The sequence below is a fragment of the Rhizobium sp. BK512 genome, from assembly GCF_014194915.1.
Classification (GTDB): Bacteria; Pseudomonadota; Alphaproteobacteria; order Rhizobiales; family Rhizobiaceae; genus Rhizobium.
On sequence record NZ_JACIAS010000005.1, the window covers coordinates 469,043 to 494,678 of the forward strand.

Annotated in this window: 24 protein-coding genes; 10 read left to right on the top strand and 14 right to left on the bottom strand. The window is 58.9% G+C overall.

Annotated features, from left to right (window positions below; genetic code table 11):
- Positions 1-104: 104 nt before the first annotated feature.
- Entirely contained in the window at positions 105-1,574 is a 1,470-nt protein-coding gene (zwf, locus tag FHX06_RS20125; protein ID WP_112542621.1) for a glucose-6-phosphate dehydrogenase, read from the top strand.
- 294 nt (positions 1,575-1,868) lie between these two features.
- On the opposite strand, the gene FHX06_RS20130 is transcribed toward zwf, so the two are convergent.
- The 6 genes from FHX06_RS20130 to FHX06_RS20155 all read right to left on the bottom strand — a co-directional run bounded on the left by FHX06_RS20130 (position 1,869) and on the right by FHX06_RS20155 (position 7,958).
- Positions 1,869-2,123: a hypothetical protein gene (locus FHX06_RS20130; protein ID WP_183880607.1), complete on the bottom strand. Its 255-nt coding sequence runs from the start codon at positions 2,121-2,123 to the stop codon at positions 1,869-1,871.
- 371 nt (positions 2,124-2,494) lie between these two features.
- A complete protein-coding gene (locus FHX06_RS20135; protein ID WP_112970499.1) occupies positions 2,495-3,316 on the bottom strand; it encodes a carbohydrate ABC transporter permease in 822 nt (273 codons plus the stop codon).
- Complete coding sequence (locus FHX06_RS20140) at positions 3,313-4,185, bottom strand: carbohydrate ABC transporter permease (RefSeq protein WP_183880609.1); 873 nt, start codon at positions 4,183-4,185, stop codon at positions 3,313-3,315. Before FHX06_RS20140 ends, FHX06_RS20135 begins: the two co-directional genes overlap by 4 nt.
- A 55-nt stretch (positions 4,186-4,240) precedes the next feature.
- Positions 4,241-5,572, bottom strand: coding sequence for an extracellular solute-binding protein (locus tag FHX06_RS20145; RefSeq protein WP_112542626.1), 1,332 nt, complete (start codon positions 5,570-5,572; stop codon positions 4,241-4,243).
- A 50-nt stretch (positions 5,573-5,622) separates the two neighbouring features.
- Positions 5,623-7,140, bottom strand: coding sequence for a putative N-acetylmannosamine-6-phosphate 2-epimerase (locus FHX06_RS20150; protein ID WP_183880611.1), 1,518 nt, complete (start codon positions 7,138-7,140; stop codon positions 5,623-5,625).
- 68 nt (positions 7,141-7,208) lie between these two features.
- Entirely contained in the window at positions 7,209-7,958 is a 750-nt protein-coding gene (locus tag FHX06_RS20155) for a GntR family transcriptional regulator (protein WP_113117519.1), read from the bottom strand.
- A gap of 190 nt (positions 7,959-8,148) precedes the next feature.
- Here FHX06_RS20155 and FHX06_RS20160 point away from each other — a divergent pair, with 190 nt between their 5' ends.
- The 8 genes from FHX06_RS20160 to FHX06_RS20195 are packed head-to-tail and all read left to right on the top strand — an operon-like array spanning position 8,149 to position 16,245.
- The gene (locus FHX06_RS20160) at positions 8,149-8,892 is read left to right on the top strand and encodes a FadR/GntR family transcriptional regulator (RefSeq protein WP_112542629.1); all 744 of its coding nucleotides are present in this window, start codon (positions 8,149-8,151) and stop codon (positions 8,890-8,892) included.
- Positions 8,876-10,474, top strand: coding sequence for an ABC transporter substrate-binding protein (locus tag FHX06_RS20165; protein ID WP_113212786.1), 1,599 nt, complete (start codon positions 8,876-8,878; stop codon positions 10,472-10,474). The genes FHX06_RS20160 and FHX06_RS20165 overlap by 17 nt, the downstream gene beginning before the upstream one ends.
- Before the next feature lie 54 nt (positions 10,475-10,528).
- Complete coding sequence (locus FHX06_RS20170) at positions 10,529-11,488, top strand: ABC transporter permease (protein WP_113212800.1); 960 nt, start codon at positions 10,529-10,531, stop codon at positions 11,486-11,488.
- Between the two features lies 1 nt (position 11,489).
- A complete protein-coding gene (locus FHX06_RS20175) occupies positions 11,490-12,368 on the top strand; it encodes an ABC transporter permease (RefSeq protein ID WP_183880613.1) in 879 nt (292 codons plus the stop codon).
- Positions 12,369-12,387: 19 nt separating this feature from the next.
- Positions 12,388-13,305, top strand: a complete 918-nt coding sequence (locus FHX06_RS20180; protein ID WP_113212785.1) for a dihydrodipicolinate synthase family protein — start codon at positions 12,388-12,390, stop codon at positions 13,303-13,305.
- 8 nt (positions 13,306-13,313) lie between these two features.
- On the top strand, positions 13,314-14,330 hold the full coding sequence (locus FHX06_RS20185) for an ABC transporter ATP-binding protein (protein WP_183880614.1): 1,017 nt from the start codon (positions 13,314-13,316) through the stop codon (positions 14,328-14,330).
- The gene (locus tag FHX06_RS20190) at positions 14,331-15,284 is read left to right on the top strand and encodes an ABC transporter ATP-binding protein (protein ID WP_113212783.1); all 954 of its coding nucleotides are present in this window, start codon (positions 14,331-14,333) and stop codon (positions 15,282-15,284) included.
- Between the two features lie 25 nt (positions 15,285-15,309).
- Positions 15,310-16,245: a dihydrodipicolinate synthase family protein gene (locus tag FHX06_RS20195; RefSeq protein ID WP_183880616.1), complete on the top strand. Its 936-nt coding sequence runs from the start codon at positions 15,310-15,312 to the stop codon at positions 16,243-16,245.
- A 318-nt stretch (positions 16,246-16,563) separates the two neighbouring features.
- Here FHX06_RS20195 and FHX06_RS20205 read toward each other — a convergent pair whose 3' ends face one another.
- Positions 16,564-18,525, bottom strand: coding sequence for an elongation factor G (locus tag FHX06_RS20205; protein ID WP_183880618.1), 1,962 nt, complete (start codon positions 18,523-18,525; stop codon positions 16,564-16,566).
- Between the two features lie 402 nt (positions 18,526-18,927).
- On the opposite strand from FHX06_RS20205, the gene FHX06_RS35650 reads away from it, so the two are divergent.
- Entirely contained in the window at positions 18,928-19,338 is a 411-nt protein-coding gene (locus tag FHX06_RS35650) for a hypothetical protein (protein ID WP_246715610.1), read from the top strand.
- Between the two features lie 90 nt (positions 19,339-19,428).
- On the opposite strand, the gene FHX06_RS35655 is transcribed toward FHX06_RS35650, so the two are convergent.
- The 7 genes from FHX06_RS35655 to FHX06_RS20240 form a co-directional block, all read right to left on the bottom strand.
- Positions 19,429-19,668, bottom strand: a complete 240-nt coding sequence (locus FHX06_RS35655; RefSeq protein WP_112542637.1) for a hypothetical protein — start codon at positions 19,666-19,668, stop codon at positions 19,429-19,431.
- 858 nt (positions 19,669-20,526) lie between these two features.
- Positions 20,527-21,006, bottom strand: coding sequence for a hypothetical protein (locus tag FHX06_RS20215; RefSeq protein WP_113212781.1), 480 nt, complete (start codon positions 21,004-21,006; stop codon positions 20,527-20,529).
- An 86-nt stretch (positions 21,007-21,092) separates the two neighbouring features.
- Positions 21,093-21,719, bottom strand: coding sequence for a hypothetical protein (locus tag FHX06_RS20220; RefSeq protein WP_113212780.1), 627 nt, complete (start codon positions 21,717-21,719; stop codon positions 21,093-21,095).
- A gap of 52 nt (positions 21,720-21,771) precedes the next feature.
- Positions 21,772-22,617 carry a hypothetical protein gene (locus FHX06_RS20225; RefSeq protein WP_113212779.1) on the bottom strand — a complete coding sequence of 282 codons (846 nt, stop codon included), beginning with the start codon at positions 22,615-22,617 and terminating at the stop codon, positions 21,772-21,774.
- A 219-nt stretch (positions 22,618-22,836) separates the two neighbouring features.
- Positions 22,837-23,208, bottom strand: coding sequence for a helix-turn-helix domain-containing protein (locus FHX06_RS36310; protein WP_113117530.1), 372 nt, complete (start codon positions 23,206-23,208; stop codon positions 22,837-22,839).
- 613 nt (positions 23,209-23,821) lie between these two features.
- Positions 23,822-24,667: a carbohydrate ABC transporter permease gene (locus tag FHX06_RS20235; RefSeq protein ID WP_112542642.1), complete on the bottom strand. Its 846-nt coding sequence runs from the start codon at positions 24,665-24,667 to the stop codon at positions 23,822-23,824.
- A gap of 6 nt (positions 24,668-24,673) precedes the next feature.
- The gene (locus FHX06_RS20240) at positions 24,674-25,591 is read right to left on the bottom strand and encodes a carbohydrate ABC transporter permease (RefSeq protein WP_409564430.1); all 918 of its coding nucleotides are present in this window, start codon (positions 25,589-25,591) and stop codon (positions 24,674-24,676) included.
- Between the last annotated feature and the right edge of the window lie 45 nt (positions 25,592-25,636).

Genomic DNA, 25,636 nt, shown 5'->3' on the forward strand with positions numbered 1-25,636 from the left:
GGGTGAGCTTCAACGTCATGGCATCACGCACGAAGATAGCCGCTTCGCGGCAGCGCGGAGCTGGGGTCGACCTCCATCCCCAAGGGACAACCGAAGACTTGAGGATGGGTGTTTTGCGCAAGAATTCAACTCGGGTTGGCCCCGGCTATCCGCAGGTCGTTGTGCTCGTCGGCGCAACGGGCGATCTCTCAAGGCGCAAGCTATTGACCGGGCTGTTCCACCTTACGAACGCGGGCTTCATTCCAGGGTGCCGTATTATCGGCGTCTCGCTCGACGATATCGATGCAGATGCCTTCCGGACCATCGCCCGTGACTCGCTGGACAAGTTCTTGACCCGCAAGTTCTCGCAGTCCGAATGGGAAGCGTTTGCCGCATCGCTCGACTACGTCCCCCTCGCTGCCGGCGCCAATGCTCTCAAGGCAGCGGTCGACAGGGCCGAGGAAGCACTGGGCGCCGAGACGCGGCGCGTGCATTATTTATCCGTGCCACCAAGCGCCGCCCTTCCGGCCGTGCAACTCCTCGCCCAGGCTGGGCTGACCGAACGCTCCCGTATCATCATGGAAAAACCCTTCGGCACGGACCTTGCCAGTGCCGTTGAACTGAACAAGAAGCTGCACGAAGTGTTCGACGAGAAGCAGATATTCCGCATCGACCATTTCCTCGGCAAGGAGCCGGCGCAAAACATCCTGGCCTTCCGATTTGCCAATGGCCTGTTCGAACCAATCTGGAACCGCAACTTCATCGACCACGTGCAGATCGACGTTCCGGAGACGCTCGGCCTTTCCACCCGCGCCGCCTTTTACGAGACCACCGGCGCCTATCGTGACATGGTGGTGACCCACCTCTTCCAAATCCTCGCCTTCATGGCGATGGAGCCGCCCACTGCCCTTGAGCCTGCACCAATCTCGGAAGAGAAGAACAAGGTGTTCCGCTCCATGTTGCCGATCGAGCCGCGCGATGTGGTGCGCGGTCAATATATTGGCTATCGCAAGGAGCCTGGCGTCGATTCCGAAAGCGACACTGACACGTTCATCGCCCTGAAATGCGCCATCGACAACTGGCGCTGGGCTGGCGTGCCCTTCTACCTGCGTACCGGCAAGCGCATGGCCGAGGGGCAGCGCATTATTTCGATCGCATTCCGCGAACCCCCGAAATCGATGTTCCCTGCGGGCTCTGGTGTGGGGGCACAAGGCCCCGACCACCTTACCTTCGACCTTGCTGATGCCTCCAAGGTCTCGCTTTCCTTCTATGGCAAACGCCCTGGACCAGGCTTCCGGCTCGACAAGCTCTCGCTGCAATTCGCCATGAGCGAAACCGGCCTGATTGGCGAAGTTCTGGAGGCCTATGAGCGTCTGATCCTCGACGCCATGCGCGGTGACCACACGCTGTTCACCACGGCCGAGGGCATTGAGCGGCTCTGGGAGGTTTCCCAACCTCTCCTCGACAACCCGCCGCCCGTACGCCTCTACGACCAGGGCGGCTGGGGGCCGAAGTCGATCCATCAACTTATCGCCCCGCACGCTTGGCGCCTGCCGTTCGAGCGCGCCTGGAGGGATGCAGCAAAGCGTGATTGACGGTCAGTTGTCGGATCGACGCCGGCGACCAGAATGGCGCCGACAAATTGTGAAAATCCCAATACAATGACGTTGCCAGAGATGTGCAAGAAACCGAGCGTCGACCGCGAATGTTACAGAGTGGTGCGTGGATCCGCGTTTGTGCGGAATTCGGTTTTGGCATCTTTTATTCGGTCGCCGCGGTCGGCACCTCTCAGCGAACGGATTTCGGGCGTCCGCAGGCGGGCATTCGTTTCAGTGTTGCGACGCCGATACATGGCAACTCGATACCGCCGCTGGGCTGTGGTGATCGCGTCAGGACTTAACGATTGGATAGCGGTCAAGAAGAAGACCCTGCAAGCGGCCACGCCCGCTATTAAGAGGAATGTCTTTGAACAACCGCGATATCATGCGCGGTCGAAGTCCTTGCCTCTCATCGATGAGGAGGAATGACATCCTCTTGATTTCGATCGTCATCACGCCTGCATTGTCATGGCGACGATAATTCCGCGAATCGATCGCATGGAATCCGTTTTCCATCGCCCAGGCGGCTATCATATCCGCGTTCATCAAGATCCTGCTCCAGGAGGTGCGGACGTGGCTTCTCCAGCTGTCCCGACCGTGCAAATCGCTTTTGCAGTCCTACTGATATCGCAACCGAAACGCTCTAAGCCAGTCAAATGCGTCCAAGATTTCAGTTGCCCCATAGGTGTTGCCAGAAAGACTCGCAGCAACCGGCACGACTCAGCCGTAAGCCCTGCCGTTTGGTGCTCTGGGATAGGAACTGGCGACACCGCCCGTAGGACCCTCAGCTCGAAGGCAATAAGGCAAAAACGGACTTACGGCGCATTTCGGTAGGGCGACCGCCTCACGCAGTCATTTCCAGTTGGCGAGGTACTGGACGTCATGGCGATACTGAGATTGTTCGAATTCCGCCTCGCCTAGCCTTTGATAGCCCCCGCCGTCATCGAGCCCGAAATTTGCCGATACATCAGCAAGCCGAGGAGGACAGGCGGCAGAGCGCCGAGGATCATGACCGCCGACGCGGTCCCCCATTGGACGCCGCCGCCGCTCGCGGCAAAGAAGAACGATGCACCGACAGTCATCGGAACTGCCTTGTTCGTCGTCAGCATCAGCCCGAAGAGGAACTCGTTCCAGGCGGTGATAAAGCCGAAGATGAAGGTCGTCACCATTGCGGGCCGCACCACCGGCCGGATGATGCTGACCATGATCTGCCACGAACTCGCCCCGTCCACCCTCGCCGCCTCGTCCAGTTCCAGCGGAACGTCGGAAATCGCATTGACGAGGATGACGAGCGCCAGCGGCGTGTTGACGATCGTCAGGATCAGGCCGAGGCCAAGCTGAGTGTCGAGCAGTCCCAGAAACTGGTACATCATGTAGAGCGGGATCGCGAAAATGATGAGCGGCACGGCGCGCAGATTGATGACAACAGGCAGCAGCGTGTGTTTGCCGACCTCGCTCCTTGCGATCGCATAGGCAGCGGGAAAGGCAAGCAGGATTGCAAGCCCGGTGCCGATCAACGAGGCGACGGTACTGTTCCAAAGATAGGAATAGATGTTGAATCGATCGATCTGCGTCAGAACACGCAGGTAATTTTCGAACGTCGGCTGATTGATCCACAAACCGGGATTGATCGAAAGCTCACGCGCGCTTTTGAACGACGTGACGAGCGTGACGATGACCGGGAAATTCATTGCGAGAGCCGCAACGGCAAAGACGATCCAGCGCAGTGCGTTTATCATGGTTCACGTCTCCTGCGGCCAGCCAGCCAGTTGAGGCCGTAGAGCACGAGCAGCGACGTGAGGAAGAGGACGACGGAAGCCGCCACTGCCTTGCCGATCGCGCCCTCCTTGAAGAACGCCTGGTAGATATAGATTGACAATGATGTCGTCGAGCCGCCTGCGCCGCTGCCGGTCAGTGCGTAGACATTGTCGAAGACACGAAAGCCGTCGATGAAACGGATGAAAAAGGCGATCACCAATGTCGGCAGCATCAACGGTAGCTCGACAAACCAGAGGGTTTTAATAGCTGAGGCCCCATCGAGCGCGGCGGCTTCACGCACGTCGATCGGCACTGCGACATAGGCCATGTAGAAGAGCAGGAAGGCGAATGGCGTCCATTGCAGGGTTTCGACCACGATCAGGGTCCACAATGCGTGTGAAGCGTCGAGAAAGGCCGGGCTGTCACCAAACCACATGAAGAGATAATAGGGCACAGGCCCGGCAAATTCGTGCAGCACCAGGCGGTACATCAGGCCGATCATGGCGGGCGCCACCATCAGCGGCAGCATGAGCGGCGCCATCAATGCCGATCGTTTCGATAAAAGCGGAGCCAGAAAGATCGCCAGGAACAGCCCGAGCAGGCATTCGATCATCGCCGTCAGAATGCCGAACCGTAAGGAAAAGAACGTGGCGCGCCAGAAATCGCGATCGGCGAGCACGGCAAGGTAATTGCCGAAGCCGCTCAGCGTCGGACTTCGCAGGGTCTGGAAGTCGACGGTCGAGACGGAATAGATGAGGTTGATGACAGCAGGAAAGCCGAGAAACAGCAGCAGGAACCCCACGAGCGGCGTGAGATAGGCTCTTGCCTCGGCACGTTTTATGATCGCCATTTCAATCCGCCGGATGGGCCGGACGCCTTGCGGGAGGCAAGGCGTCCGGCTGATATCACTTCTTCAACAGATCCTGCATTCCGGCCTTGGTGTGAGCCAGTGCATCGTCGAGGTTCTGCTGGCCCGACCAGTAACCGGTGAATTCCTTGGCCTGCAGTTCATAGACGGAGAGTGCGTTGGCCGAGGTGGCACCATTCATCACGTAGCCGTATTTGCTGGCGAACTCGCCGAGCTTGACGAGATCGGGACGTTCCTTGGCGACTTTCGCCACAACGTCAGGCGTAAGGGCTGGCGAACCGCCCTTTCGGGCATAGAGCAAGGCGGCATCCTCTGTCGCCAGCCATTTCAGGAATTTGACGGCGCCGTCCTTGTTCTTGGCGTTCTTGTTCAGGCCGAGGCCAAGGCCGTGAATATGGTCGGCGCGGCTATCCGGCCCGGCCGGCGGCGCCACGATACCGGTGACCTCGGCAACGGCAGGGGTTTTCTCGGCACTAGTGAGATCCGCGGCAGCCGCATTCCACTGAAGGGCCGTTGCCGCCTGACCGGAACCGAACGCGGCATTGGTCTCGGCATATTCGTAGCTCAGCGAATCCTTGGGCGAAGCGCCAGCGTCGTAAAGCTTCTTATAGAGTTCGAGGCCAGTCTTGTAGGCGTTGGAATCGACGGTGATATTGCCCTCTTCATCGGTCCAGTTTCCACCGTAGGAGCGTGGCAAGGACTGAAACACCATCATGTTGAAAAGCAGGTTCTTCATCTGCAGGACCGTGCCATAGCGCACGGGGCTTTCGGGATTGACCTGCTTGGAGAAATAGAGAGCCGTCGCCGCCCAATCGTCCCAGGTCCAGCTGTCCGGATCCTTCGGCTGCAATTCCTTGCCGAGATACTGCTTGGCGATTTCGGCATATTTCTTCTTGGCCGCATCGTCCTTCATCAGCGCATCGATCAGATCTTTGCGGTAATACATGAAATGCAGCGACAGGTCCGTCGGCACGCCGTACTGCTTGCCATCGAACTGCATGGTCTTCAGCACGGATTCGCCAAACGTCTTGGCAGCGCCATCGCCGAGATCGACGGGTTCCATATACGGCGCGTAACGGCCGATCGAGTAAGTGGCGACGAGATTGATATCAAAGGCGGTCGAGCCTGCTGCCATGTCGGCCTGCAGCTTGTCGAAGAAGCCCTCCCGGTTGAAGAACAAAAGCTCGACCTTGTCGGCATCGCTGATGCCGGCTGTCTTGTTGTATTCTTCGACGGTTGCTCGCAGCGCCGTTTCTTCCGAACCGCCTGGCCAGCCGAGAACGGTGACTGTCGCATTGGACGTACCAGGCAGAGCAACGCTTGCGAGAAGTACGGCAAGCGCGGATAGGGTCGTTCTGTTCAATGTCATCGTAGTTCCCTCTTTTTTGTTAGGTTAGGATCGATGTCTTCCGGAATTCATCAGTCACCCTGAACTGCAAGGCTCGCCACGCCGATGATACCCGCACGGCTGCCGAGCTTGGCGGCCACCAGAACAGGCGTCAGCCTGGGATCGACACCCGCAAAACAATTGCGCATGCGGTCGAGATAACCGGATGCAAGGCCGATGCCGCCACCGATGACGATATGCGTCGGATCGAGCATCATCTGAATGTCACGGCAGAGCGTTGCCGCACGAAATGCCGATTGCGAGACGATCTCGCCAGCCCAGGTCTCGCCGCGGTCGGCCTGCTCGAACACCTCGGCTGCGGTACCCGGGTGCCCGGCCTTTTGGGCCTCCGCCGCAATCCAACGGCCGGACGTCTGATCTTCAAGCGGCGACTGCCCAGCGGACGGACCACGGATCAGTCCGAAATGGCCGGCAAGCCCTGTTAGCGCACGACCATTGACGATAATGCCGCCGCCGATGCCGGTCGAGATGGTCAGGAACACCAGATCGCCACCATTGCCGGCGCCAAACCGATATTCTCCCCAAGCGGCCGCCTGCGCATCGTTGATCGCAAAAACCGGTTTGCCGAAAACGGCGCTTGCCTTGTCAACCAACGGATAGCGGTCGGGGATCCCGAGCGTTGCCGGGTTGAGCGCAGACCAGCATCCGTCCTGAATGAAGCCGGTGACGGCAATACCGACGCGGCAATAGCGATCCGTCCAGGATCGAGTAGCGTCCGCGATCACGGAAAGCCACGCATCCGGACCTGCTTCCCGTGCCGTCGGCACCGTCATTTCATCCAGGACGTCGCTGCCCCTGACGAGCGCTGCCATCGTCTTCGTGCCGCCAATATCGATGGCAAGCGCCGTCTGCAGGCTGTCGGCATCGTAGGCCGCGGCAACGGCATCGCGAAACCACGAGGTCACATGCTCGGTGCGCGTGATCGCTGACCCCACGACGACGGCGAATGCTCCAGCGTCGGCGGCACTTGCTGCCTGCTCGGGTGTGCGAATGCGGCCCTCGGCAATGACATAGGGTGTGAGTGCTCGCATCGCTCTGATCAGGTCGATATCCGGATCGACGGGCTCAGGCCCGCCGACATAGCCGGAAAGCGTTGTGCCGACGAAATCGACCCCGGCTGCCAAAGCGGTGCGCGCGTCTTCAAGGTTCGAGCAGTCTGCCATTGTCAGCTTTCCGCGAGCCCTGACAGCCTTGACCAGCGCTTCGATGGATGCCGGCCGAACGCGATCCGTCGCATCGAAGGCGATGATGTCGGCGCCGGCATCCGCCAGCGCTTCGGCATCGGCAACGAAGGGCGTGATCCGCACTGGACTGTCATCGAGATCGCGCTTGACGATGCCGATGATCGGTATGGTCACGGCGGGGCGTACCGCTTTCACGTAGCCGACGGATTCGATCCGCAATGCCTTTGCACCCGCATCGACGGCGGCCCTCGCAAATCCAATGACGAATTCAGCCGTGTCCGTCGGCCCGCCGGGAACCGGCTGGCAGGAAACGATAAGGCTCTTCTTGATGTCGTCGCGCTGCAATCGTGACACTCCATTTCAGCATCACGATAATTGGAAAGTACCAGATTACAACCAGTTTATGACTGGTATCATCGCGTTAGCTCGAACACGAAGTCATAAACGTCGCCCTTGTAGCGGCTCTCGCAATATTCGACGATCTGGCCGTCACCGAGAAAACAGCGGCGCTCCGTCATCAGCAGCGGCGCTCCGGCTTCGCAATGGAGATATTGCGCATCCTCCGCGGAGGCCGCCCGCGAACGCATACGCTGGACGGCACGCTGAGGAAGAAACCCGCGTGCTTCCAGCGCCTGGTAAAGGGAATCGCCGACCAGGCTTGCCGACGGAATGAAGCGAACGGGGACCGTTGATATCTCCACGGCAATCGGCACGCCATCGGCTGTGCGGATGCGCTTCATGCGCAGGATATGGCTGTTTCCAGCCACTCCGAGTGCCATCATTTCCGTGGGGGAAGGTCGGCTTATCTGCTTGGAAAGCCATATACATCCGGGAGTAAGCCCGCGCGCGAGGATATCCTCCGAGAAGCTCGTGAGTGTGGAAAGAGACTTTTCGACCCGTGATCCGACCTCGGTCTTGAAACCGTGGCGGCGATTGAGGAAGCCTTCCTCCTCAAGCAGCGCCAGCGCCTTGCGTATCGTCACGCGCGAAAGCGACAGGGCTTCCGCAAGCACCCGCTCTCCGGGCAGAACGGCGCCTGCCTTGACCGCATTCGAAAGGATCGCAGTTTCGATCGCCGACTTTAGCCGCTTGTAGAGCGGCAGACCCGATGCCGATGCCTGTAACTCCTTGCCGATCACGTCGATCAGTTCATCCGTCGCCATAGCGTTCCCGATGCTCTCAAAATTTTTCTGCGAAACCCCTCTGGATCTATACTGGTATTAAGATGATGGGGCAATCGCCTTGGTCGCAACCAGTTTTCCACAGACAGTTCCAAACCTGCCCATTTGACAGATATCCTACAAGTGGATATGTAGCTCCCATCTTATCGGCGAGGCGAAGAGAAGATAAGGCATGGCGTTGAAATCGATGAAGCCGCTGACACGCGCACCGCTGCTGCATGTATCCGTGCAGGAAAGCCTGCGCGCTTACGTCCACGATAACGGCTTGGCGCCGGGAACAATGTTGCCTGCCGAGGGAGAGCTCGCCGCCCAGCTCGGCGTCAGCCGCAATTCGCTGCGCGAAGGCATCAAGGCGCTGGAATCGCTCGGAGTTCTGGAGACGCGGCGCGGCGTCGGCATCTTCGTGAAGGCCTTTTCCTTCGAGCCGCTTTTAGACAACCTTGCCTATGGCCTTGGCGGGGCGTTGCGACAGATCGAAGAAGTGATCGAAATCCGCCGCACGCTCGAAGTGGGATTGATCGGCAAGACGATTGAGATGATCGGCGCCGAGGATCTCGCCGAGCTGCGTGCGACCGTCAACCGGATGCGTGTCCATGCCGAACGCGGCGAAACCTTCGCCGAGGATGACCAGCTGTTCCACCGGCTGCTGTTTCGCTGCCAGGACAATGAGACGCTCGTGCGACTGATCGATGTCTTCTGGCTCGCCTTCTACAAGGCATCGGATTTCGTCAATCTCGAGAATATCGATCCGATGGCGACCTGGCGCGATCACGCCGCAATTGTCGATGCGATCGAGGCAAAGGATCTGGAGGAAGCGCGCAAGCGCATGGATCGCCACTACGAGGGCATTGCCCAAGTGATTGCCAACAACAAGACAAGTTCAAACGTGGGAGGAACACATGAAAAGACTGTCTAAATTATCCGTAGCCGCGCTCGGCGCCATGCTGTCGACTGTTGCCATTCCGGCGCTTGTCGCTTCGGCTGTCGCAACAAAGGCTGAGGCCGCCACGCTATCTGGCGGTTTCGATGTCGGTCCAGGCGGTTTCCAGGGTAATTTCAATCCGCTTGCCGCGACCTCCGGTTTCACCTGGCTCAGCGTTTATTACGAACCGCTCATTACCTATGACGAGAAATTGCAGAAGGTCGTCGGCGCACTGGCCAGCTCCTATGAGGTCAGCCCGGACCAGTTGACCTACACATTCAAGCTGGCGGATGCCAAATGGCACGACGGCAAGCCGTTTACCGCCAAGGACGCAAAGTTCACCATGGGCCTTGCGATGGATGCGAAAACCGGCTCGGTGCTCGCAGCTCGCCTGAAGGCCGTCTCGTCCGTCGAGGCGCCGGATGACCACACCGTCGTCATCAAGCTCAGCACGCCGAGCGGCAGTCTCCTCGATACGATGACCAAGGTGATGATGCTGCCGGAGCATGCGCTCTCCTCGATCCCGGCCGACCAATTGGCGAAGAGCACATGGTGGTCCACCACTCCGATCGGCACCGGTCCGTTCAAGTTTACCAAATACGTCTCGGATCAATATGTCGAACTTGCCGCCAACACCGACTATCGCGGTGGCAAGCCTGCGCTGGAGCGCGTCATCAATCGCTACTTCGCCAATCCGGCAGCCGCGATTGCGGCGCTGAGATCCGGCGAGATCCAGTTCACCTATGTCGATTCCAACGACGTCCCGACCTTCAAGGACAACAAGGATTTCAAGGTCATCGAAGGTGACTCCTTCGTGGTCAACTATCTCGGCTTCAATCACGATTCGCCGATCTGGAAGGATGTGCGGGTCCGCAAGGCGGTGATGTACGCGATCAATCGTGATGCCATCATCAAGAGCCTCTATGGCGGCGCGGCCAAACCCGCCAACTGCGCCTACGTTGCCGAGCAACTGATACCGCAGGGCATCGACAACTATGCCTATGATCCGGAGAAGGCCAAGCAACTGTTGACGGAAGCAGGTTGGGATCAGATCAACGGCGACAAACCGATCACGCTTCTGACCTATTACACCACGCCTTTGGCGACCAATGTTCTTGCGGCAGTCCAGGCCATGCTTGCCCAGGTCGGCATCAATATCGTTCCTCGTGCCGTCGATACGCCGACCTATAACAGCATCGTGCTGAACGCGAAGCCGGATATCGCTCAATTCCAGATGGTCTATGCCGGGCTTCAGAACGGACCGGATGCCGGAAGCATCAATGTCGGCCTTAACGAGAAGCAGATTCCGCCGGCCGGACCGAACGTCGCCAGAGTTCGCATGCCTGACCTTACCAAGGCACTCGATACGGCGCTTGGCGAGCCGGACATCGCCAAGCGGGATGCGGCCTATCAGGACGTCTGCAAGGTGATGAACACCAACCTCCCCTGGGCGACGCTCTGGGTCGCCAATCGCTACGGCGTCGTCTCGGCCAAGGTGAAGGATTTCGTCTGGACGCCTGCGCCGGGCGGCGGCCCTTACCAGGCCGACCCGCAGAAATGGTCGGTCGCCGAATAGGCGTTTCCGCAAAGCTAAAGGGTGGCTTCGGCCACCCTGACGGACGGATTTACGATGCTCCGATACAGTCTCAGACGCCTGATGATAGGAATAGGCATGCTCGTTGGGTTGAGCATGCTGATCTTCCTGATGCTGCGCCTGGCGCCGGGCGATCCGATCGATGCCTATATCGATCCGAACATACCGATGTCGCCGGCCGATCTCGCCGATCTGCGCAGCCGCCTCGGCCTCGATCAGCCGCTTCCCCTCCAATATCTTGGCTGGCTGCAGCAGGCGTTGACGGGCAATCTTGGCTATTCGATCAAGCGTCTCGACCAGCCGGTTCTCGGCCTGGTTCTGTCGCGGATCGGTCCGACGGTGCTGTTGATGGGCACTGCACTTGTCTTTGCTGTCGTCGCCGGCATCGCCTTTGGGGTGATCAGCGCGGTCCGCCGTAATTCCATCTCCGATCTCTCCCTGTCTATCGTTGCGCTCGCCGGCATTTCGAGCCCGGCATTTCTCAGCGCGCTGATCGGCCTCTATGTTTTCTCGGTCCGGCTGCACTGGATGCCCTCAGGAGGCATGCTGACCCCTGGCGAGGAATTCTCGGTTGGCGATCTCCTGCATCACCTGATCCTGCCGGCCGCCCTTCTGTCTGTCGCACAGGGCGCATTGATCATGCGCTACATGCGCGCTTCGCTGCTCGAAGTCCTGAACCAGGATTATGTCCGCACGGCGCGCGCCAAGGGCGTCCACAAGTTCTGGGTGATCGCCAAGCATGCCTTGCGCAATGCACTCCTTCCAATCGTGACGCTGGTCGGTTCGACCATCGGCCTTGCGATTGGCGGCGCCATTTTCATCGAGAGTGTCTTCAATTGGCCGGGCATGGGGCTTCTGCTGGTCGATGCCGTGCAGACCCGTGATTACCCGGTCATCATGGGGGCAACGCTCATCATCGGCGCTTGCGTCATCGTCGTCAATCTTCTGACCGACATCACGTATGCGGTCGTCGATCCGCGCATCAAGGTGGGCTGACATGCTGGCACGCTCTCCGCAACCCCGCAGCCCGGGGCCACTTGCCCGCGCCTTCGAACGCTTTCTGCACAATCGCGCCGCCGTTGCCGGCGTCTGCATCGCAGTTCCCATGCTGGCGCTGATCCTCTCCTACCCGCTGTGGTGGACTTTCCAGCCGAATGACATCGATCTCCTGGCGATGAACAGCGGTCCGACGATGACGCACTGGTTCGGAACCGACGGTGTCGGCCGCGATGTCTTTGCGCGGGTGCTGGAAGGCGGCAGGATTTCGCTGCTGGTTGCCGTCGCATCGACGGCTCTTTCCGCGGTTATCGGCTTTCTCTTCGGAGCCATCTCCGCGCTTGCCGGACGCTGGGCCGATGCAGCCTCCATGCGCTTCGTCGATCTGGTGATGACCTTGCCGCCCGTCATCTTCCTGCTCGTGCTTGCCTCGATTGCGGGCACCGGCATCTGGCCGACGGTCATCGTCATCTCGCTTCTCTCATGGCCGTTGCTTGCGCGCATGATCCGCTCCCGACTGCTGGAATTGCGCGAGCGCGACTTCGTCATGGCCGCGCGCGGCATGGGTGCCGGCATCGGCCACCTGCTCTTCCGCCATGGCCTGCCGAATTCGATCGATATCCTTGTGGTCTATGCCACGCTGCAGATCGCCAATGCCATCCTGCTCGAGGCGGGCCTCTCCTTCCTGGGTCTCGGTATCGCACCGCCAGCGGCAAGCTGGGGCAACATGCTGAATGCGGCCCGTTCGACGGCCGTGCTCGAACAATATCCGTGGCAGTGGCTCTTCCCCGGTGCCGCGCTGATCCTTGCCGTGCTTGCAATCAACTTCATTGGCGATGGCCTCAGAGATGCCTTCGACCCTCGTGCCGAACTGAATTGACAATCGAAAGAAAGAGAAAATGACCAAATTCAAGGGCGTTGTTCCCCCCGTCGTCACGCCGCTCAATCCGGATTTCACCGTCGACTACCCCTCCTATACACGCGTGCTGGAACATCTGATCGATGCCGGCTGCCAAGGCGTATTCGTGCTGGGGTCGACGAGCGAAGTCATCTTCCATGACGAAAAGATCCGGCGCGAGATCATCGAGCATTCCGCCAAGGTGGTGAATGGGCGCGTGCCGCTGATCGTCGGCGTCATTGATCCGACCACGGATCGCGTCATCGCCCATTCGAAGGTTGCAAAGGCGGCCGGCGCCGATGCGGTCGTGGTGACCGCACCCTTCTACACCGTCACCAGCCAGTCCGAGATCCTCGATCACTTCCGCTATATCCGCGACGCGGTGGACGTTCCGCTGGTTGCCTATGACATTCCCGTCTGCGTGCACGTCAAGCTTCAGCGGCAGACCGTCGTCACGCTCGCCAAGGAGGGTACGATCATCGGCCTCAAGGATTCCAGCGGCGATGACGGCAACTTCCGTTACGCGCTCCTCGACCTTGCAGAACACAAGGACATCTTCCTGATGACCGGCTCCGAGATCGTCGTCGACAATGCTCTCCTGATGGGTGCGCATGGCGTCGTTCCCGGTATCGCCAATGTCGATCCCCACGGCTACGTCCGGCTTTGGGATGCCGCCCAGCGTGGTGACTGGGCCGCTGCGAAGAAAGAGCAGGAGCGGCTTTGCCGTCTCTTCGAAATCGTCTGGGTCGCGCAGGGCCGTGTGAGCGGCGGCGCATCCGGCATCGGTGCCTTCAAAGCGGCCATGCGCAGCCTCGGCATTATCGATTCTGCTGTTATGCCGCGACCGCGCGCTGCTCTGAACGATGCCGAGACCGCGCGGATCGACGGGATCCTGCGTGCAACCGGACTGCTGAACTGAGAGGGCTGATGGTGCAGACCGCCGAACCCGTACTCGACATCAAGGGACTGCGAACGGTCTTCCGCGTCCGCGGCAGTGAGATCACGGCGGTCAACGATATCGACCTGACGGTTGCCGCCGGCGAGACGCTCGCGCTCGTCGGCGAATCCGGCTCCGGCAAGTCTGTGACCAGCCTCTCGGTCATGCGGCTGCTCACCCGCAACATCGGGGTGATCGCCGCAGGCAGCATCCGTCTGACGACGCGCTCCGGTGCGGTCCGGGATCTTGTTTGTCTCGACGAGGAGAGCATGCGCCGGATCAGGGGTGACGACATCGGCATGGTGTTCCAGGAGCCGATGTCGAGCCTCAATCCCGTTTTCACGATCGGCGATCAGATTGCCGAACCGATCCGTATCCATCGCGCCGCAAGCCGAAAGGCTGCGATGGATGCCGCCGTCACGCTGCTTGAAAGCGTCGGCATACCGGACGCCAGACGCCGCGCCGGCCAATACCCGCATGAACTCTCCGGCGGCATGCGCCAACGCGCCACGATCGCAATGGCGCTCGCCTGCGATCCGGCACTGTTGATTGCCGACGAGCCGACCACGGCACTCGACGTGACGATCCAGGCTCAGATTCTCGATCTGCTGCTCAAACTGCAGCGCGAGCGCGGCATGGCGATGCTCTTCGTCACGCACAATCTCGGCGTCGTCGCCGAAATCGCCCATCGCGTCGCGGTCATGTATGCCGGCAGGATCGTCGAGGAGGGACCGGTCGGCGAGGTTTTCCGCAATCCGAAGCATCCCTATACGATGGGCCTGCTCGCCTCCATGCCACGGCTTGGCGACGCGACACGGATGAAACAGGCGGGTGAAAAGCTCGCAGCCATTCCCGGCATGGTCCCGAGCCTGATGAACATGCCGAGCGGTTGTGCTTTCGCGCCGCGCTGCAAATTCGCGGTCGATGCCTGTCGCGCCGCGGTTCCCGCGCTTGAAAAGATCAATTCGCAGCATCGCAGCCGCTGCATCAGATGGCAGGAGATCTAGATGAGCGAGCCCCTGCTCTCCGTCCGTGACCTTTCGAAACACTATACGTCCCGCGGTGCTCGGCTGAATATCCTGCAAGGTATCTCCTTCGATATCGGCAAGGGTGAAGTCGTCGGGCTTGTCGGCGAATCCGGCAGCGGAAAGACCACGATCGGGCGCTCCGTCCTTCGGCTGGTCGAGCCTTCGTCAGGCAGCGTCCGCTTCGACGGCAACGAACTGACAGACCTTTCAGCTTCGGCCCTGAGGCGGCAACGGCCGCGCATGCAGTATATTTTCCAGGACCCCTTCGCCAGCCTGTCGCCGCGCATGACGATCGGCGAAATCCTGACGGAGGGCTTGAAGATCCAGGGAATCGGGTCGGCACGCGACAGGCTTGAACGAGCCCAAGCCGCCTTGGCGCAGGTCGAACTGCCGGCCGATGCGATCAATCGTTACGCGCATGAGTTTTCCGGTGGGCAGAGGCAGCGCATCGGCATCGCCCGCGCCTTGACCCTGTCGCCCGAATTCATCGTGGCCGATGAACCGGTCTCCGCGCTGGATGTCTCGATCCAGGCGCAGGTCATCAACCTTCTGCGCGAATTGCAGCAACGGCTCGGGCTGACCATGCTGTTCATCTCGCATGATCTTGCTGTCGTCGAATATATCTGCGACCGGGTCATCGTGCTCTATCTCGGCCGCATCATGGAGATCGCACCGAGCGCCGACCTTTATGCGAGGCCGCAGCATCCCTATACGCGCGCCCTGCTCTCCGCCATTCCGTCACCCGATCCGGATGCCCGGCGTGACCGGCAGATCCTCAAAGGCGATATTCCAAGTCCGGCCAATCCACCAAGCGGTTGCGTCTTTCGCACGCGCTGTCCGAGCGCGCTCGATGCCTGCGCCGCCACGGTTCCTCAACTGCGGGAGGTCGCGCCGGGCCAATACAAGGCCTGCATCCGCGACGATCTCGATTGAATTGAAACCTCAGGGAAAACGATAGATGAACGCGAAGAAGCGGCATCCCGCCATTGCCGGCAACTGGGCGAGCCTGCTGCTGCCGATTGCGCCCGACGATAGCATCGAATTCGACAAGCTCGGCGAGGAGATCGATATCCTCATCGCCGCCAAAGTCGATGGCATTTATTCGAACGGCACCGCCGGTGAATTCCACAATCAGACCGAGGAGGAGTTCGACAGGATACAGGCATTGCTGGCCGAGCGCTGCAGCGCATCCTCGACGCCCTTTGTGATTGGCGCCTGCCAGCCGGACCCGCTGATCATGCTCAATCGCGTCCGTCGGGCCAGTGCACTTTATCCCGCCGCCATTCAGGTGATCCTGCCGGACTGGTGGCCGCTCACCAATGCAGAAGCGATCGACTTCCTGAACCGTGCCGCGGAAACGGCCGATGGAATTCCGCTCATCCTTTACAATCCGCCACATGCAAAGCGCGTCCTCACGCCCAAGGAACTGGGTGCGGTCTGCGCGTCAGTGCCCGGCGTGACCGGCATCAAGCTCGCCGACGGCGACGGTTCCTGGTATGCAGAGGCGCGTCGCCATCTTTCAGGCCAGTCTCTCTTCGTTCCCGGCCACCACCTTGCGACCGGCACGAAGGAGGGTGTGGCGGCAGGCTCGTTTTCCAATGTCGCTTGCCTCAGCCCCCGCGGCGCGCAAAAATGGACGGCCTCGATGCGCAGCGACATCGATGCCGCACTCGATCTCGAGCGACGGATCTGCGCATTCATGGACAATCACATCGTCCCTTTCCGCCAAAACATGGGTTTTTCGAACGCTGCCCTCGACAAATTGCTGAGTGCGATCGGCAATTGGGGACCCGTGGGAACTCGTCTGCGGTTTCCCTACCGATCGATCGATGCTTCGGAAGCCGAGCGATTGCGAAGAATTGCAATGTCAGAGCTCCCCGATCTATTTCACTGAGGCACAGGGCGAGGCGCGTTGGGGCCTCGAGCGGACCCGAACCGGCGATCCTGAAGAAACAACTCGCCGCTCCCACCACATCGATGAGTTGAGGCGATAGCGACGCCGTCAGCAACGCTATCGAGCTGCCCTCGAGCAACGGACAGGCCGAAGGCCAGATCAACCGCCTAAGAACCTCAGCGCGCATGCATGGTCGGGCAGGTCCCGAACTGCTGAGAGCACGAATGCTACCGCCGCTCCACACCAAGCGAGGAAGAACCCGGTTAACTGCCAAACGACATGAGCCCGTGCTGCGAACGAGCAAGTGGCGCGAACGTTTCAGTGTGCGACGCCTTGTCCCTCGTGTGCCCTAACGATGGCGTCCGCTTCCTTGCCGTATAGCTCCTCGAAGTGATCGAAGGTCTTGGAAAAGTAACCAATGCCCTGCGTCGCCGAACGCAGCGCCCGCGCGAGATCGTCAAGTGCGCTGCCGGGAACAAGTGCCCGGAAGATGTCCCATCCCTTAGCGGTTTCATCCCGGTCGAAGCCGAGAACCTGACCCTTGAGAGCGGAGACGATCTGGACGAGGTTGCCAGAATAGATCGACGGAATGTGAATCTCACTGCGGAAGACCGGTTGCATCAAAACGGCCGACCCTTCGGAAAGCGCCTGTCGCACTCCCATTTTCGACGCAGTCCTGAAGGCGTGTTCCGAACTGTCGACGGCATGGTGCTGACCATCAAACAGCGTTACCCCGACGTCGATGACCTCAAAGCCGAGCGGCCCTTTCTCCATGGCTTCGCGCGCGCCTGCTTCGACGGCAGGGATGTAGTTGCGCGGAACGACGCCACCCTTGACGGTTTCGCTGAAGGTGAACCCGCGGCCGCGCTCATTGGGGCGAATGCTCAGCTTCACATCCGCGAATTGCCCGGCGCCGCCGGTCTGTTTGCGATGCCGGTAGTGAACCTCGGCCGGCTTTGCAATTGTCTCGCGGTAGATCGGGTTGGGCGTTCGATCGGTTACGTCGATGTGGAAGACGTCGGACAGGGTTCGGCAGAGATCGCGCAGATGTACCGGGCCCTGGGCGCGGACGAGCTGGGCGCCAGTGCCCTCCTCCTGCAAGACGACAAGACCCCGATCCGTCTCCGAGAGTTTTGTCAGCGTTTCGGAGAGCTTGTTTTCATCGCGTGCGCTGCCCGGGACCAGGATCCTTTCAAGCATCGGCGTAGGCGGCGCGGTCCATTCGGGTGGGGCGACCGTCGCGTCTGATGTCAACAGCGACGGGACGGGCAAATGGTCGGACTTGACCGTCGCGAAGACATCCCCCGGTGCAGGCACGATCGCCGAGCTCGACCGTCCGTTTGCGGGATCCTGCACGGCGCCGAGGCTGGAGCCGCCGAGTGATGCGCCTTGCCGAAGTCCCTCACCAAACGCACGCACCAGCACCGTCTTGCCGATATTCTGACGATGATAGGCATGGAAGCTCACGGCGCTCAGCTTGTTTTCATCGAGATTACCTGCACGAGCCAGGCGCTGTCGAAGAACCCCTGCCGGCGGCGCCTCGTGACGCAGCGCCTTCATCAGCCGCATCATACCGTTGCCGTGACTTGCGGCACCGATCAGGACTGGAATAATCCTGTTTTCGCTGAGAACCCGCGATGAAATGGCATAGAGCGCGTCGCTCGCCGGCTCGCGATCTTCGATCAGTTCCTCGAGAAGCCAGTCATCGAATTCGGACAGGTGTTCCAGGAGCTCGCTGCGCGCTTCGTGCTCGCGCTCGGCGGCGCTTTCGGGAATTGCGATCAGCGCCGACGTCTGGCCTTCCCGGTAGCGCCACGCCCGTTCCGAAATCAAATCGCAACTGCCTATGATCCTGTCTCCCTCTCGGATCGGGATCTGGCGAAGCAAAAGCGTGTGGTTGGCGTAGTCTTGAAGCGCGGCTATCACATCCCTCAGCCGCCCTCTCGGTTCGTCCATTCGGTTGACGAAGAGGATGCACGGCGTCCCCGAGGCTTCGACTATCCGCAGATAGGGCGCGGCAAGCACAGCCTCCTCGGGTGCCGATGAAACGCACAGGATGCAGGCGTCGCTGGCAAGAAGCGCGTGCTGTGCATGCGCCAACGCTTCGTTGGCTCCTGGCGCATCCAGCGCACACCAGGCCTCGTTTCCAAAGGTGAATTCTGTGAGGTTCAATCCATAAGGGGACCTGGATTTTCTCGCCACCCCCTCCAGGGAGCCGATCTTTTCCACGACTGTTGATTTTCCGGTCTGCGAGGGTCCAAGCACGGTAAAGCAGCGCATCGGCATTCCTCCAACTGCCATAAACACAATTTTCAGCCATCATAGGATGCCCTGAACCGCTGCAACGCGCCAGAGGTGTTCAGTTTCACAATGCTTTGACCTGGAGACGTAGGAGTTATTCTCGAATTCCCAGTGGATTTGAGCGCAGGGGAACGATCTATTAGCGGCTCTGAAGCTGCTCCTACAAGGAGTTAGGCCTGAACTTGCCCGCTGTCGCGCCAGCTTGGCGGCAAGTGCATGGCGTTCATCGCTACCACGCAAGGGACGGTCGACAACAACGAACTCCTCGATCGCCGCTAGGCAGGAGAAAAGGGCTAAGATTGCGAGATAAGAACTCGGTGAAGAGCCGACACGCTCGTCTTGCGCGTCTCACCCTGAGTGAGAAGCCAGAGCAAGCCGTACATGTGCAGGTTCGAAGATCCGCAGAAGGGCGCTCCTTTCTGGGCACAAAGTGTGGATAAGTTCACTGTCAGGGGACATCTGCAAGCACGACGCTTCAATACGGGCTTCAGCAGGGCTATGCCCGAAGACGCAGTCAATAGCGTCGGCCAAGTGCCCAAAATCTCTTTCAACTCCGGAACGATGACGATAGTACCCCCCAACCCATCGGACGATCAGCAAGAGAGGTTCGTGCGCTGCCAGGATGCGCTGTATAGCTCGTTTCTGAAGCTCCTGGAGGACGCGAACGAAACGGGATGGGGCCAGCAGGAAACGCTCGTCGCACTCATTTCGCTCGCCGATAACCATGCTTTGATGCTGAACGCGAATGCCGAGGCCGAAGAGCTATTGGCGACCATCAAACGCCGCAGTTGACACTACGAACGCGGAGATGTCCGAGATAAGTGGGCGAAGCGGCTTACGCCTGTTGCGCGCGAAGCAGTGGCGCAATGCGGTCGCGATATCTCAATCTTGCGTTAAGTCGCCAACTTCACCGAAGGCTGCAAGCAGCCTTGGCGAGCTCATGTCACCCGTTTCGCTGTCGACCATCACCGAATAGGCTCCGACACCCAGGGACCTGGCCGACATTGCGGAAGCGATTTTTTCCGCAGATGTCCCATTCGAAGCCTGTCGCATCTCTCCCGGGACCAAGCCAGCTCGGTTGCGCTTGAATGGAACGACGATGAATTTCTCAGCCAACGACATTATTGATCCCTTGTTGCACCAAACTATTCGAAGGCGCCGAGCGCTTCGATTTGATCGTCCAGTTCACGCACGCGTTCCAAATATCGTGGCCGAAGCGGATGGTCCTCTGCCAGGTGTTCGAGTTTTGACAGCGCGAGCTGACGCTGGTCTCTAAGGAGCTTCAACCGACTCATGTAGTCCCTCGTTTTGTTGCCATTCCATAGCCCCAAAACGGCCGGAACGCCAGGGATGTTCTGTTTATGTTCGAAGTCGCCCTGTTGTCGCCTGATATCGAGTGAATGCCGCGCCTTTTTGGACCTGAGAGCGATCCGATTATTTCACGGCGGCATGAGGCGCACCGCAGTCGGTTGCGAGGTTCGACATCTTGGTCGGCGATTCCTCCCGCACCACTCTCATGGCGGCAACACTCGACTGCGAGGCATTTACAAAGTGGAGCTTTTGAAAAACATGCAGCGGATAGAGATTTTCAGGCGGTAGCTCGCCATCGAATAAGCAACATCCTGCGCGGCTCTATAGGATTGCTCGGCTAGCTCCAAACCGTCTTCCGAAAGCACAGGCGGGACATACTGAGCTTCACTTACGGTGCCGGAACTTCCCGGTGATCACGACTTGGTCGCCGCTCTCGGAGGTCCGTTCCGCATGGAACTCAAGGTGCTTGAAGTTGACGGGAAAAAGCGCCAGCGTCGTGACCGAGCCACGGGGCAAGAAACCCAACCTGCAGCCCCACTGGACCTGAGGTCAAGGGGGCGGTGATCACCTTGGGTCGATGGCGGTCCGAATGACGCAAGCTTCGGCGGCCCTCCAGGATGTCGAACGGGCAGATGACCGTTCGACATGTTCTCTCTATCGTCGCCTGTTTCAGAGAATCTTCTCGAACGAAGACACCAAATGGGCGCCCGATGGCATTTCAATTCCGGACCCCGGAATATCCGTGCAGCAGAGCAGATTGAGCCAAAAGCTGCTTTTGCCCTGGTTTCCCAATATATCGACGAGGCTGCTCAGCTTGATTTTCCAGTCATCTTTCAGCCTGATATAGTTGCGAGTGTTCATATTGATGAGGAAGAGGAACAGATTGTCGTCGCCCTCCAAATCAATATCCGGAGCGAAAGAGTTCGGTCCGGCCAGAACTGGCTCGGGATGGTAGTTGTGGATTGCCTTGGCCAGGCTTTTGTCATCCACTGTGGGATCTGATCTCAAAGCTTTCCAGACAGCCAATGCTGTCATATAGCCGAGTGCGGCTCCGAAATTGCCGCGGTACTGGACCTCTTGCTTGGCAGCCAGGTTAAAACTTCCGAACTCGCGGATGTCACCGTGGCAAACGAGTACATAGTTCGACATCGAAGGCTCTCCTTTCAAGACGAGCGATAACGAGGTTGGTGGACTAGCAATGTTTGGTCGTTGGCGCTGCGGGGAGCACCGAGGTGTCACTTCCCCGCAGTCTTTGTCTTGGAAACAAACCTCTGCCAATCCGCCAGGTCAGCCGCATCCGCCATGCGTGCGAAGTCGAACGCGTACGCGGAAATGACATCTGCCAGGCTCAACCAGACACCGGGCGGCTTCATGTTGGAGGTTTGTGCTGCCGTGGCCAGGCGATCGACCACATATACTTTCACGACAGGGTTGCGGTTGTCGCCTGGCATAGCGCTCATCACTATGAACACGAGCCTGGCGGTCGCCGAAGTCATGAGGCTCTGGCGCAATTCGTCGCTGATGTCGGATAGGCGCTTTTGCAGGGCAACATTATCATCAATGATCTGCTTGGCCTCAGGCACAAGCTCCACGATCAGCCCAGTCACGATCGGCCCATAGCCGACATCCCGCTCAGGTCTCGTGACCGTCTGCGTTCGTTCGAACCGACCTGCGGGTGACAGAAACGGCACATGGTTGAGCCCTGTTTCCCAAGCTGCCGCGGCAGCGAGACTTGGCTGACCGGCAACATAGCGGCCCACGACATCGGCGATTGTGTCGAGGACAGAGCTTGGCGTGACGGAGCCGGCGACGCATTGATCTGTCTTTGGATCGACAAAATGCAGTAAGATGCAGCTTTCCATCGAAGCTTCTCCTATGGTTGACGTGCCGCCGCAAAGCGGCGGCACTGCCGGATCAGTTCGTATCGAACTTGCCGTCGAAGAAGTTGGTGGCCGACTCGATGTCGTCGATCTGCGTGCCCGAGATGAAGGCGTCGTATTTTTTCTTGACGTCAGCATTTGCGAGTGCGCCGTAATTGAACAACGATGTTGCGGCGCGATAGCTGAACGACATCGAGAAGCTCTCGGCCGATCCACACGATGAGTAGATCTTCTTCTCATCCTGGGTAAAGTCGATGAAGTACCCCTTCAGCCAGGGATTGATCTTGATCTCGTTGCCGACCTGTTGGCCCTCGAGCACGATCGAGATCGTGCCGACGCTATAGGATTTCGTACCGGTCTGGACCCCCATCCGTATGGAATCGCCCAGACCTGAAACGAATTTAGCAAAGGAAGCCAATGCAGGTCCACCGCCCACCGCGACGCCAAGAATCGTCGAGATGAATTTTCCAGCCAGTTCCACCCCCTTGATGTTCTGGGTCATCGTCTGCTTGACGAATTGGCTCGGTCCCATCAGCGGCAGATGATTGAAGACGCTCTGCCACAGCATGGTGTCGTAGACCTTGTTGGGATCGTTGGCTTTGTCCGCGGCCTTGCGGACGTAGGCCGACGCGACCCCGGTCAGGTCGATGAGGTTTTGACGCTGAACGTCCAACTCCTTCTGAACAGAGTCAGGCACTTTGGGCTGCGCCAGGACGACCGAGATCAGGCCATTGTCGGTTGTATTGAAAGCAGTTTGCGGATCTTTGGGCGCACTGGGCAGCGGAGCGCCGGCCCTTAGCATTTCGTTGACGGTTGGCAGATGCGGGTGACGAATTTCCGCGAAGTAATCCACTGCGGAATCAAGTGTAATCGAATTCATGATCGTCTCCATCTCGGTTTAAATGAACGTAACGATCGGATAGACCCGTTATATTTGGCTCTATACCGTGACTTCTCTTGCACAATGCAGTTGCGATCTCGGCAAATACAGCCGGGATGCGAGACAAATAGACATCGATTGAAGGATATTTTCAACTTATAGGTATTTTGCTATTCGCAAAACGACCTCAGATTGTTTTCGCTCTGCGCAAAATGATGGTCACCCATCTGAACAAACAGACCGTAGGAAGGCCGTTAGGTGATCTGCGGCACCGGGCGGAAGGGCACGGAAGAGACTGGCAAATTCGTGCTCCGGTTCAGAGCGCGAGGGTAGCTTATGGTGTTCAGGTGAGCCTCGCCCAAGCACCAACCAGTCGAGGGACACATCCAGGGCCTTGCAGAGATTTGCGGCACTCTCCAGCGAAATTGAATCGCCTTTGCGCCAGCGCGTTAGCGCACTTTCGTTTACACCCAGGGCTACAGCGAGCGCCGTAAGTTTGCGCCATTTCCGGAGATCGATAGCCTCCTGTATTCTACGGCCGCGAACGATATCTCTGGAAAAAAGAAGGAGGGAGTTCCATGTAGACCTCACAGGATCGCTTTAAGGTAGCACCAGCATAACGATAATCTACCTTAGGAAGTGTAAACTGCGGGATGGAATTGCCCTATCGAGGGAGAGAAGCAGGCATCGCTCTTAAAGCGGTCTTTTATGGAATAGCACAAGAACTTGGTGCGAACTTCTCCCCCTTGGGTACGCGCAGAAACGACATCTGCAGCGACAGTCAATCGGTTTTCGTCAGGCGGTGGTGGCGAGGTCACGGGAGGTTTGCGGGGATGGTGGAAACGTGGGCCGATCTTTGCCCCCTCCTTTCTCGACGGCGCATTCACGGCGTCGTATTTGCTTGAACGTCCTGCTCGAGCGCCTCGTTTGGCCAATCGCCCTCAAGGACGGTGGGCCAACGATCGCGAGCATCGTGCCCGTTAGCGCTGAGCGGTATGGCACGCCATGATGGCCTCGCGAGCCACCGCCTGCAATGTGATGACCACCGCGTTTTCCATCTCAGACTCGGTTGGCCGTCGATGACGGACACCGATCAGTCGAGCTCATGACCCGCACAGTCGTCCGGCAAGCGCAGCGATACACTTACGATACGCAAGATGGTTTTCGCGAAGCGTTAGTGCGTCGAAGGCAATAGATCGCATGCTCAACTCTTTACCGACCCGGCCGCCATGCCCGCGAGGAAGTAGCGCTGGGCTATCAGATACAAGACCAGAAGCGGGAGCGATCCGAGCACGCTCATCGCCATCATCTCGTTCCATTCGAACGCGTGTTGGCCCATAAGCAACTCGATACCGATGGGAACAGTCCTCATGTCCATTGACTTCGTCAAGGTCAGCGCGAAGAGGAATTCGTTCCATGCCAGCAAGAATGTATAGACCGCCGTCGCGACGATGCCCGGCACCGACAGCGGGATGATTACACGCCAGAGCGCCGTCCAGCTCGACCCGCCATCGACAAGCACGGCCTCGTCGAGTTCCTTCGGCAAGGTATTGAGATAGCCAGTCATGAGAAGGATCGCATAAGGCAGCGTGAAAACCATGTAGGTTAAAATCAGCGCAAAATAGGTGTTGAAAATGCCGAAGGCGACGACCATGCCGAAATAGGGGATCAAAAGCGTGATCGGCGGCACGGTCTGCGTGCTGATGATGAACACGTTCAGCGTTTTCTTGAGCCGGAATGAATACCGACTGAAAGCATAGGCCGTCAGGATGGCGATCAGCACCGTCAGAACCGTTACCACTCCCGCGACGAGATAGCTGTTGAGAAAAAAGCGAACCTTCGTTGGGTCGCTGAAGATCGCAAGATAGGCGACGCTGGTGAAACGGTCGGGCAGCAGGCGCGGCGGGAGCGCAAAGATCTCGGTGTTCGACTTCAAGGACGTGAAGAACATCCACAGGATCGGAAAGCCCGCGAAGACCAGCCCGACCGCCAGCCCGAGATATGTCAGGAGGGTCGGTACTATGGTGCGACTGAGAGAGCGTTTTGCCATTGCCGGTCACCTGGCCTTCTGGTGTTTGATGTAGAAATATGTGGCGCCCATCGAGATGATCAGAATGAAGATTGCGCTCGCCGACGCGCGCGAAAATTCATAACTCGAAAACGCAAGTTTGTAGGTGTAGGTGCTGAGCACCTCGGTCGCGTAGATCGGACCGCCTCCCGTCGTCATCCACACGAGGGGAAAGACCTGCATCGTCCAGATGAAATCAAGCAAGGCGATGCTGATGATGATCGGCATCAGTTGCGGGATCGTGATGTAGCGGAATTTCTGAAACTCGTTAGCGCCGTCAATGCCGGCGGCCTCGTAGAGATCCTTGGGAATGCCCTGAAGACCAGCCAGAAGGCTGACCATATAGAGCGGGTATCCCGCCCAGATATTCGCAAAGGTCAGCGCATGCAGCGCGGTTTTCGTCGAAGAAAACCACTCGACCTTGAAGTCAATAATATGGAGCGTCATCAGGATGCTGTTGACGACGCCATTCGGATCCAGAAGCAGCCGCCAGATGATTGCGATGATTACCGCCGTGAAGAGCCAGGGCAGAATGTAGAGAACCCGCAGAATGCTTCTGACCAACGGATCGACACGCTGGCTGTTGAGCAGAAGGGCGAAGGCGAGACCGATCAGAAGATGGAAAATGACGCTCATTATCGTGAAGTAGAGTGTCTGCCCGACCGACTGCCAGAAAACCGGATCTTTGAAGATCGTCACATAGTTCTGCAATCCGACGAAGGACGCGTCCTTTTTCGTGATCGCACCGTCCATCAGCGAATAGCGCAGAACGGTGATCATGGGAAACAGCATGAGGAGGCAGAATAGAAACGTCGCTGGCGCAACATAAAGGTAGGGAACCAGCCTCTTTCTTGTCTTGTAAGACAGTAGACCGCGCTTGCGCGTTTTTGATTGCGTCCGGATCATAGTTTCGGTGGCGAGGCTCATGAGAGGTAATTTCTCCCTGGTCGT

Excerpts from the sequence above, each read along its gene's own strand:
- FHX06_RS20130 (WP_183880607.1), bottom strand. The coding sequence starts at position 2,123 with ATGAACGCGGATATGATAGCCGCCTGGGCGATGGAAAACGGATTCCAT.
- FHX06_RS20165 (WP_113212786.1), top strand. The coding sequence starts at position 8,876 with ATGAAAAGACTGTCTAAATTATCCGTAGCCGCGCTCGGCGCCATGCTG.
- FHX06_RS20190 (WP_113212783.1), top strand. The coding sequence starts at position 14,331 with ATGAGCGAGCCCCTGCTCTCCGTCCGTGACCTTTCGAAACACTATACG.
- FHX06_RS20195 (WP_183880616.1), top strand. The coding sequence starts at position 15,310 with ATGAACGCGAAGAAGCGGCATCCCGCCATTGCCGGCAACTGGGCGAGC.
- FHX06_RS20215 (WP_113212781.1), bottom strand. The coding sequence starts at position 21,006 with ATGTCGAACTATGTACTCGTTTGCCACGGTGACATCCGCGAGTTCGGA.
- FHX06_RS20205 (WP_183880618.1), bottom strand. The coding sequence starts at position 18,525 with ATGCGCTGCTTTACCGTGCTTGGACCCTCGCAGACCGGAAAATCAACA.
- FHX06_RS20240 (WP_409564430.1), bottom strand. The coding sequence starts at position 25,591 with ATGATCCGGACGCAATCAAAAACGCGCAAGCGCGGTCTACTGTCTTAC.
- FHX06_RS20185 (WP_183880614.1), top strand. The coding sequence starts at position 13,314 with ATGGTGCAGACCGCCGAACCCGTACTCGACATCAAGGGACTGCGAACG.
- FHX06_RS20145 (WP_112542626.1), bottom strand. The coding sequence starts at position 5,572 with ATGACATTGAACAGAACGACCCTATCCGCGCTTGCCGTACTTCTCGCA.
- FHX06_RS20220 (WP_113212780.1), bottom strand. The coding sequence starts at position 21,719 with ATGGAAAGCTGCATCTTACTGCATTTTGTCGATCCAAAGACAGATCAA.
- FHX06_RS20160 (WP_112542629.1), top strand. The coding sequence starts at position 8,149 with ATGGCGTTGAAATCGATGAAGCCGCTGACACGCGCACCGCTGCTGCAT.
- FHX06_RS20180 (WP_113212785.1), top strand. The coding sequence starts at position 12,388 with ATGACCAAATTCAAGGGCGTTGTTCCCCCCGTCGTCACGCCGCTCAAT.
- FHX06_RS20155 (WP_113117519.1), bottom strand. The coding sequence starts at position 7,958 with ATGGCGACGGATGAACTGATCGACGTGATCGGCAAGGAGTTACAGGCA.
- FHX06_RS20170 (WP_113212800.1), top strand. The coding sequence starts at position 10,529 with ATGCTCCGATACAGTCTCAGACGCCTGATGATAGGAATAGGCATGCTC.
- FHX06_RS20135 (WP_112970499.1), bottom strand. The coding sequence starts at position 3,316 with ATGATAAACGCACTGCGCTGGATCGTCTTTGCCGTTGCGGCTCTCGCA.
- FHX06_RS35650 (WP_246715610.1), top strand. The coding sequence starts at position 18,928 with ATGTGCAGGTTCGAAGATCCGCAGAAGGGCGCTCCTTTCTGGGCACAA.
- zwf (WP_112542621.1), top strand. The coding sequence starts at position 105 with ATGGGTGTTTTGCGCAAGAATTCAACTCGGGTTGGCCCCGGCTATCCG.
- FHX06_RS35655 (WP_112542637.1), bottom strand. The coding sequence starts at position 19,668 with ATGTCGTTGGCTGAGAAATTCATCGTCGTTCCATTCAAGCGCAACCGA.
- FHX06_RS20235 (WP_112542642.1), bottom strand. The coding sequence starts at position 24,667 with ATGGCAAAACGCTCTCTCAGTCGCACCATAGTACCGACCCTCCTGACA.
- FHX06_RS20225 (WP_113212779.1), bottom strand. The coding sequence starts at position 22,617 with ATGAATTCGATTACACTTGATTCCGCAGTGGATTACTTCGCGGAAATT.
- FHX06_RS20140 (WP_183880609.1), bottom strand. The coding sequence starts at position 4,185 with ATGGCGATCATAAAACGTGCCGAGGCAAGAGCCTATCTCACGCCGCTC.
- FHX06_RS20175 (WP_183880613.1), top strand. The coding sequence starts at position 11,490 with ATGCTGGCACGCTCTCCGCAACCCCGCAGCCCGGGGCCACTTGCCCGC.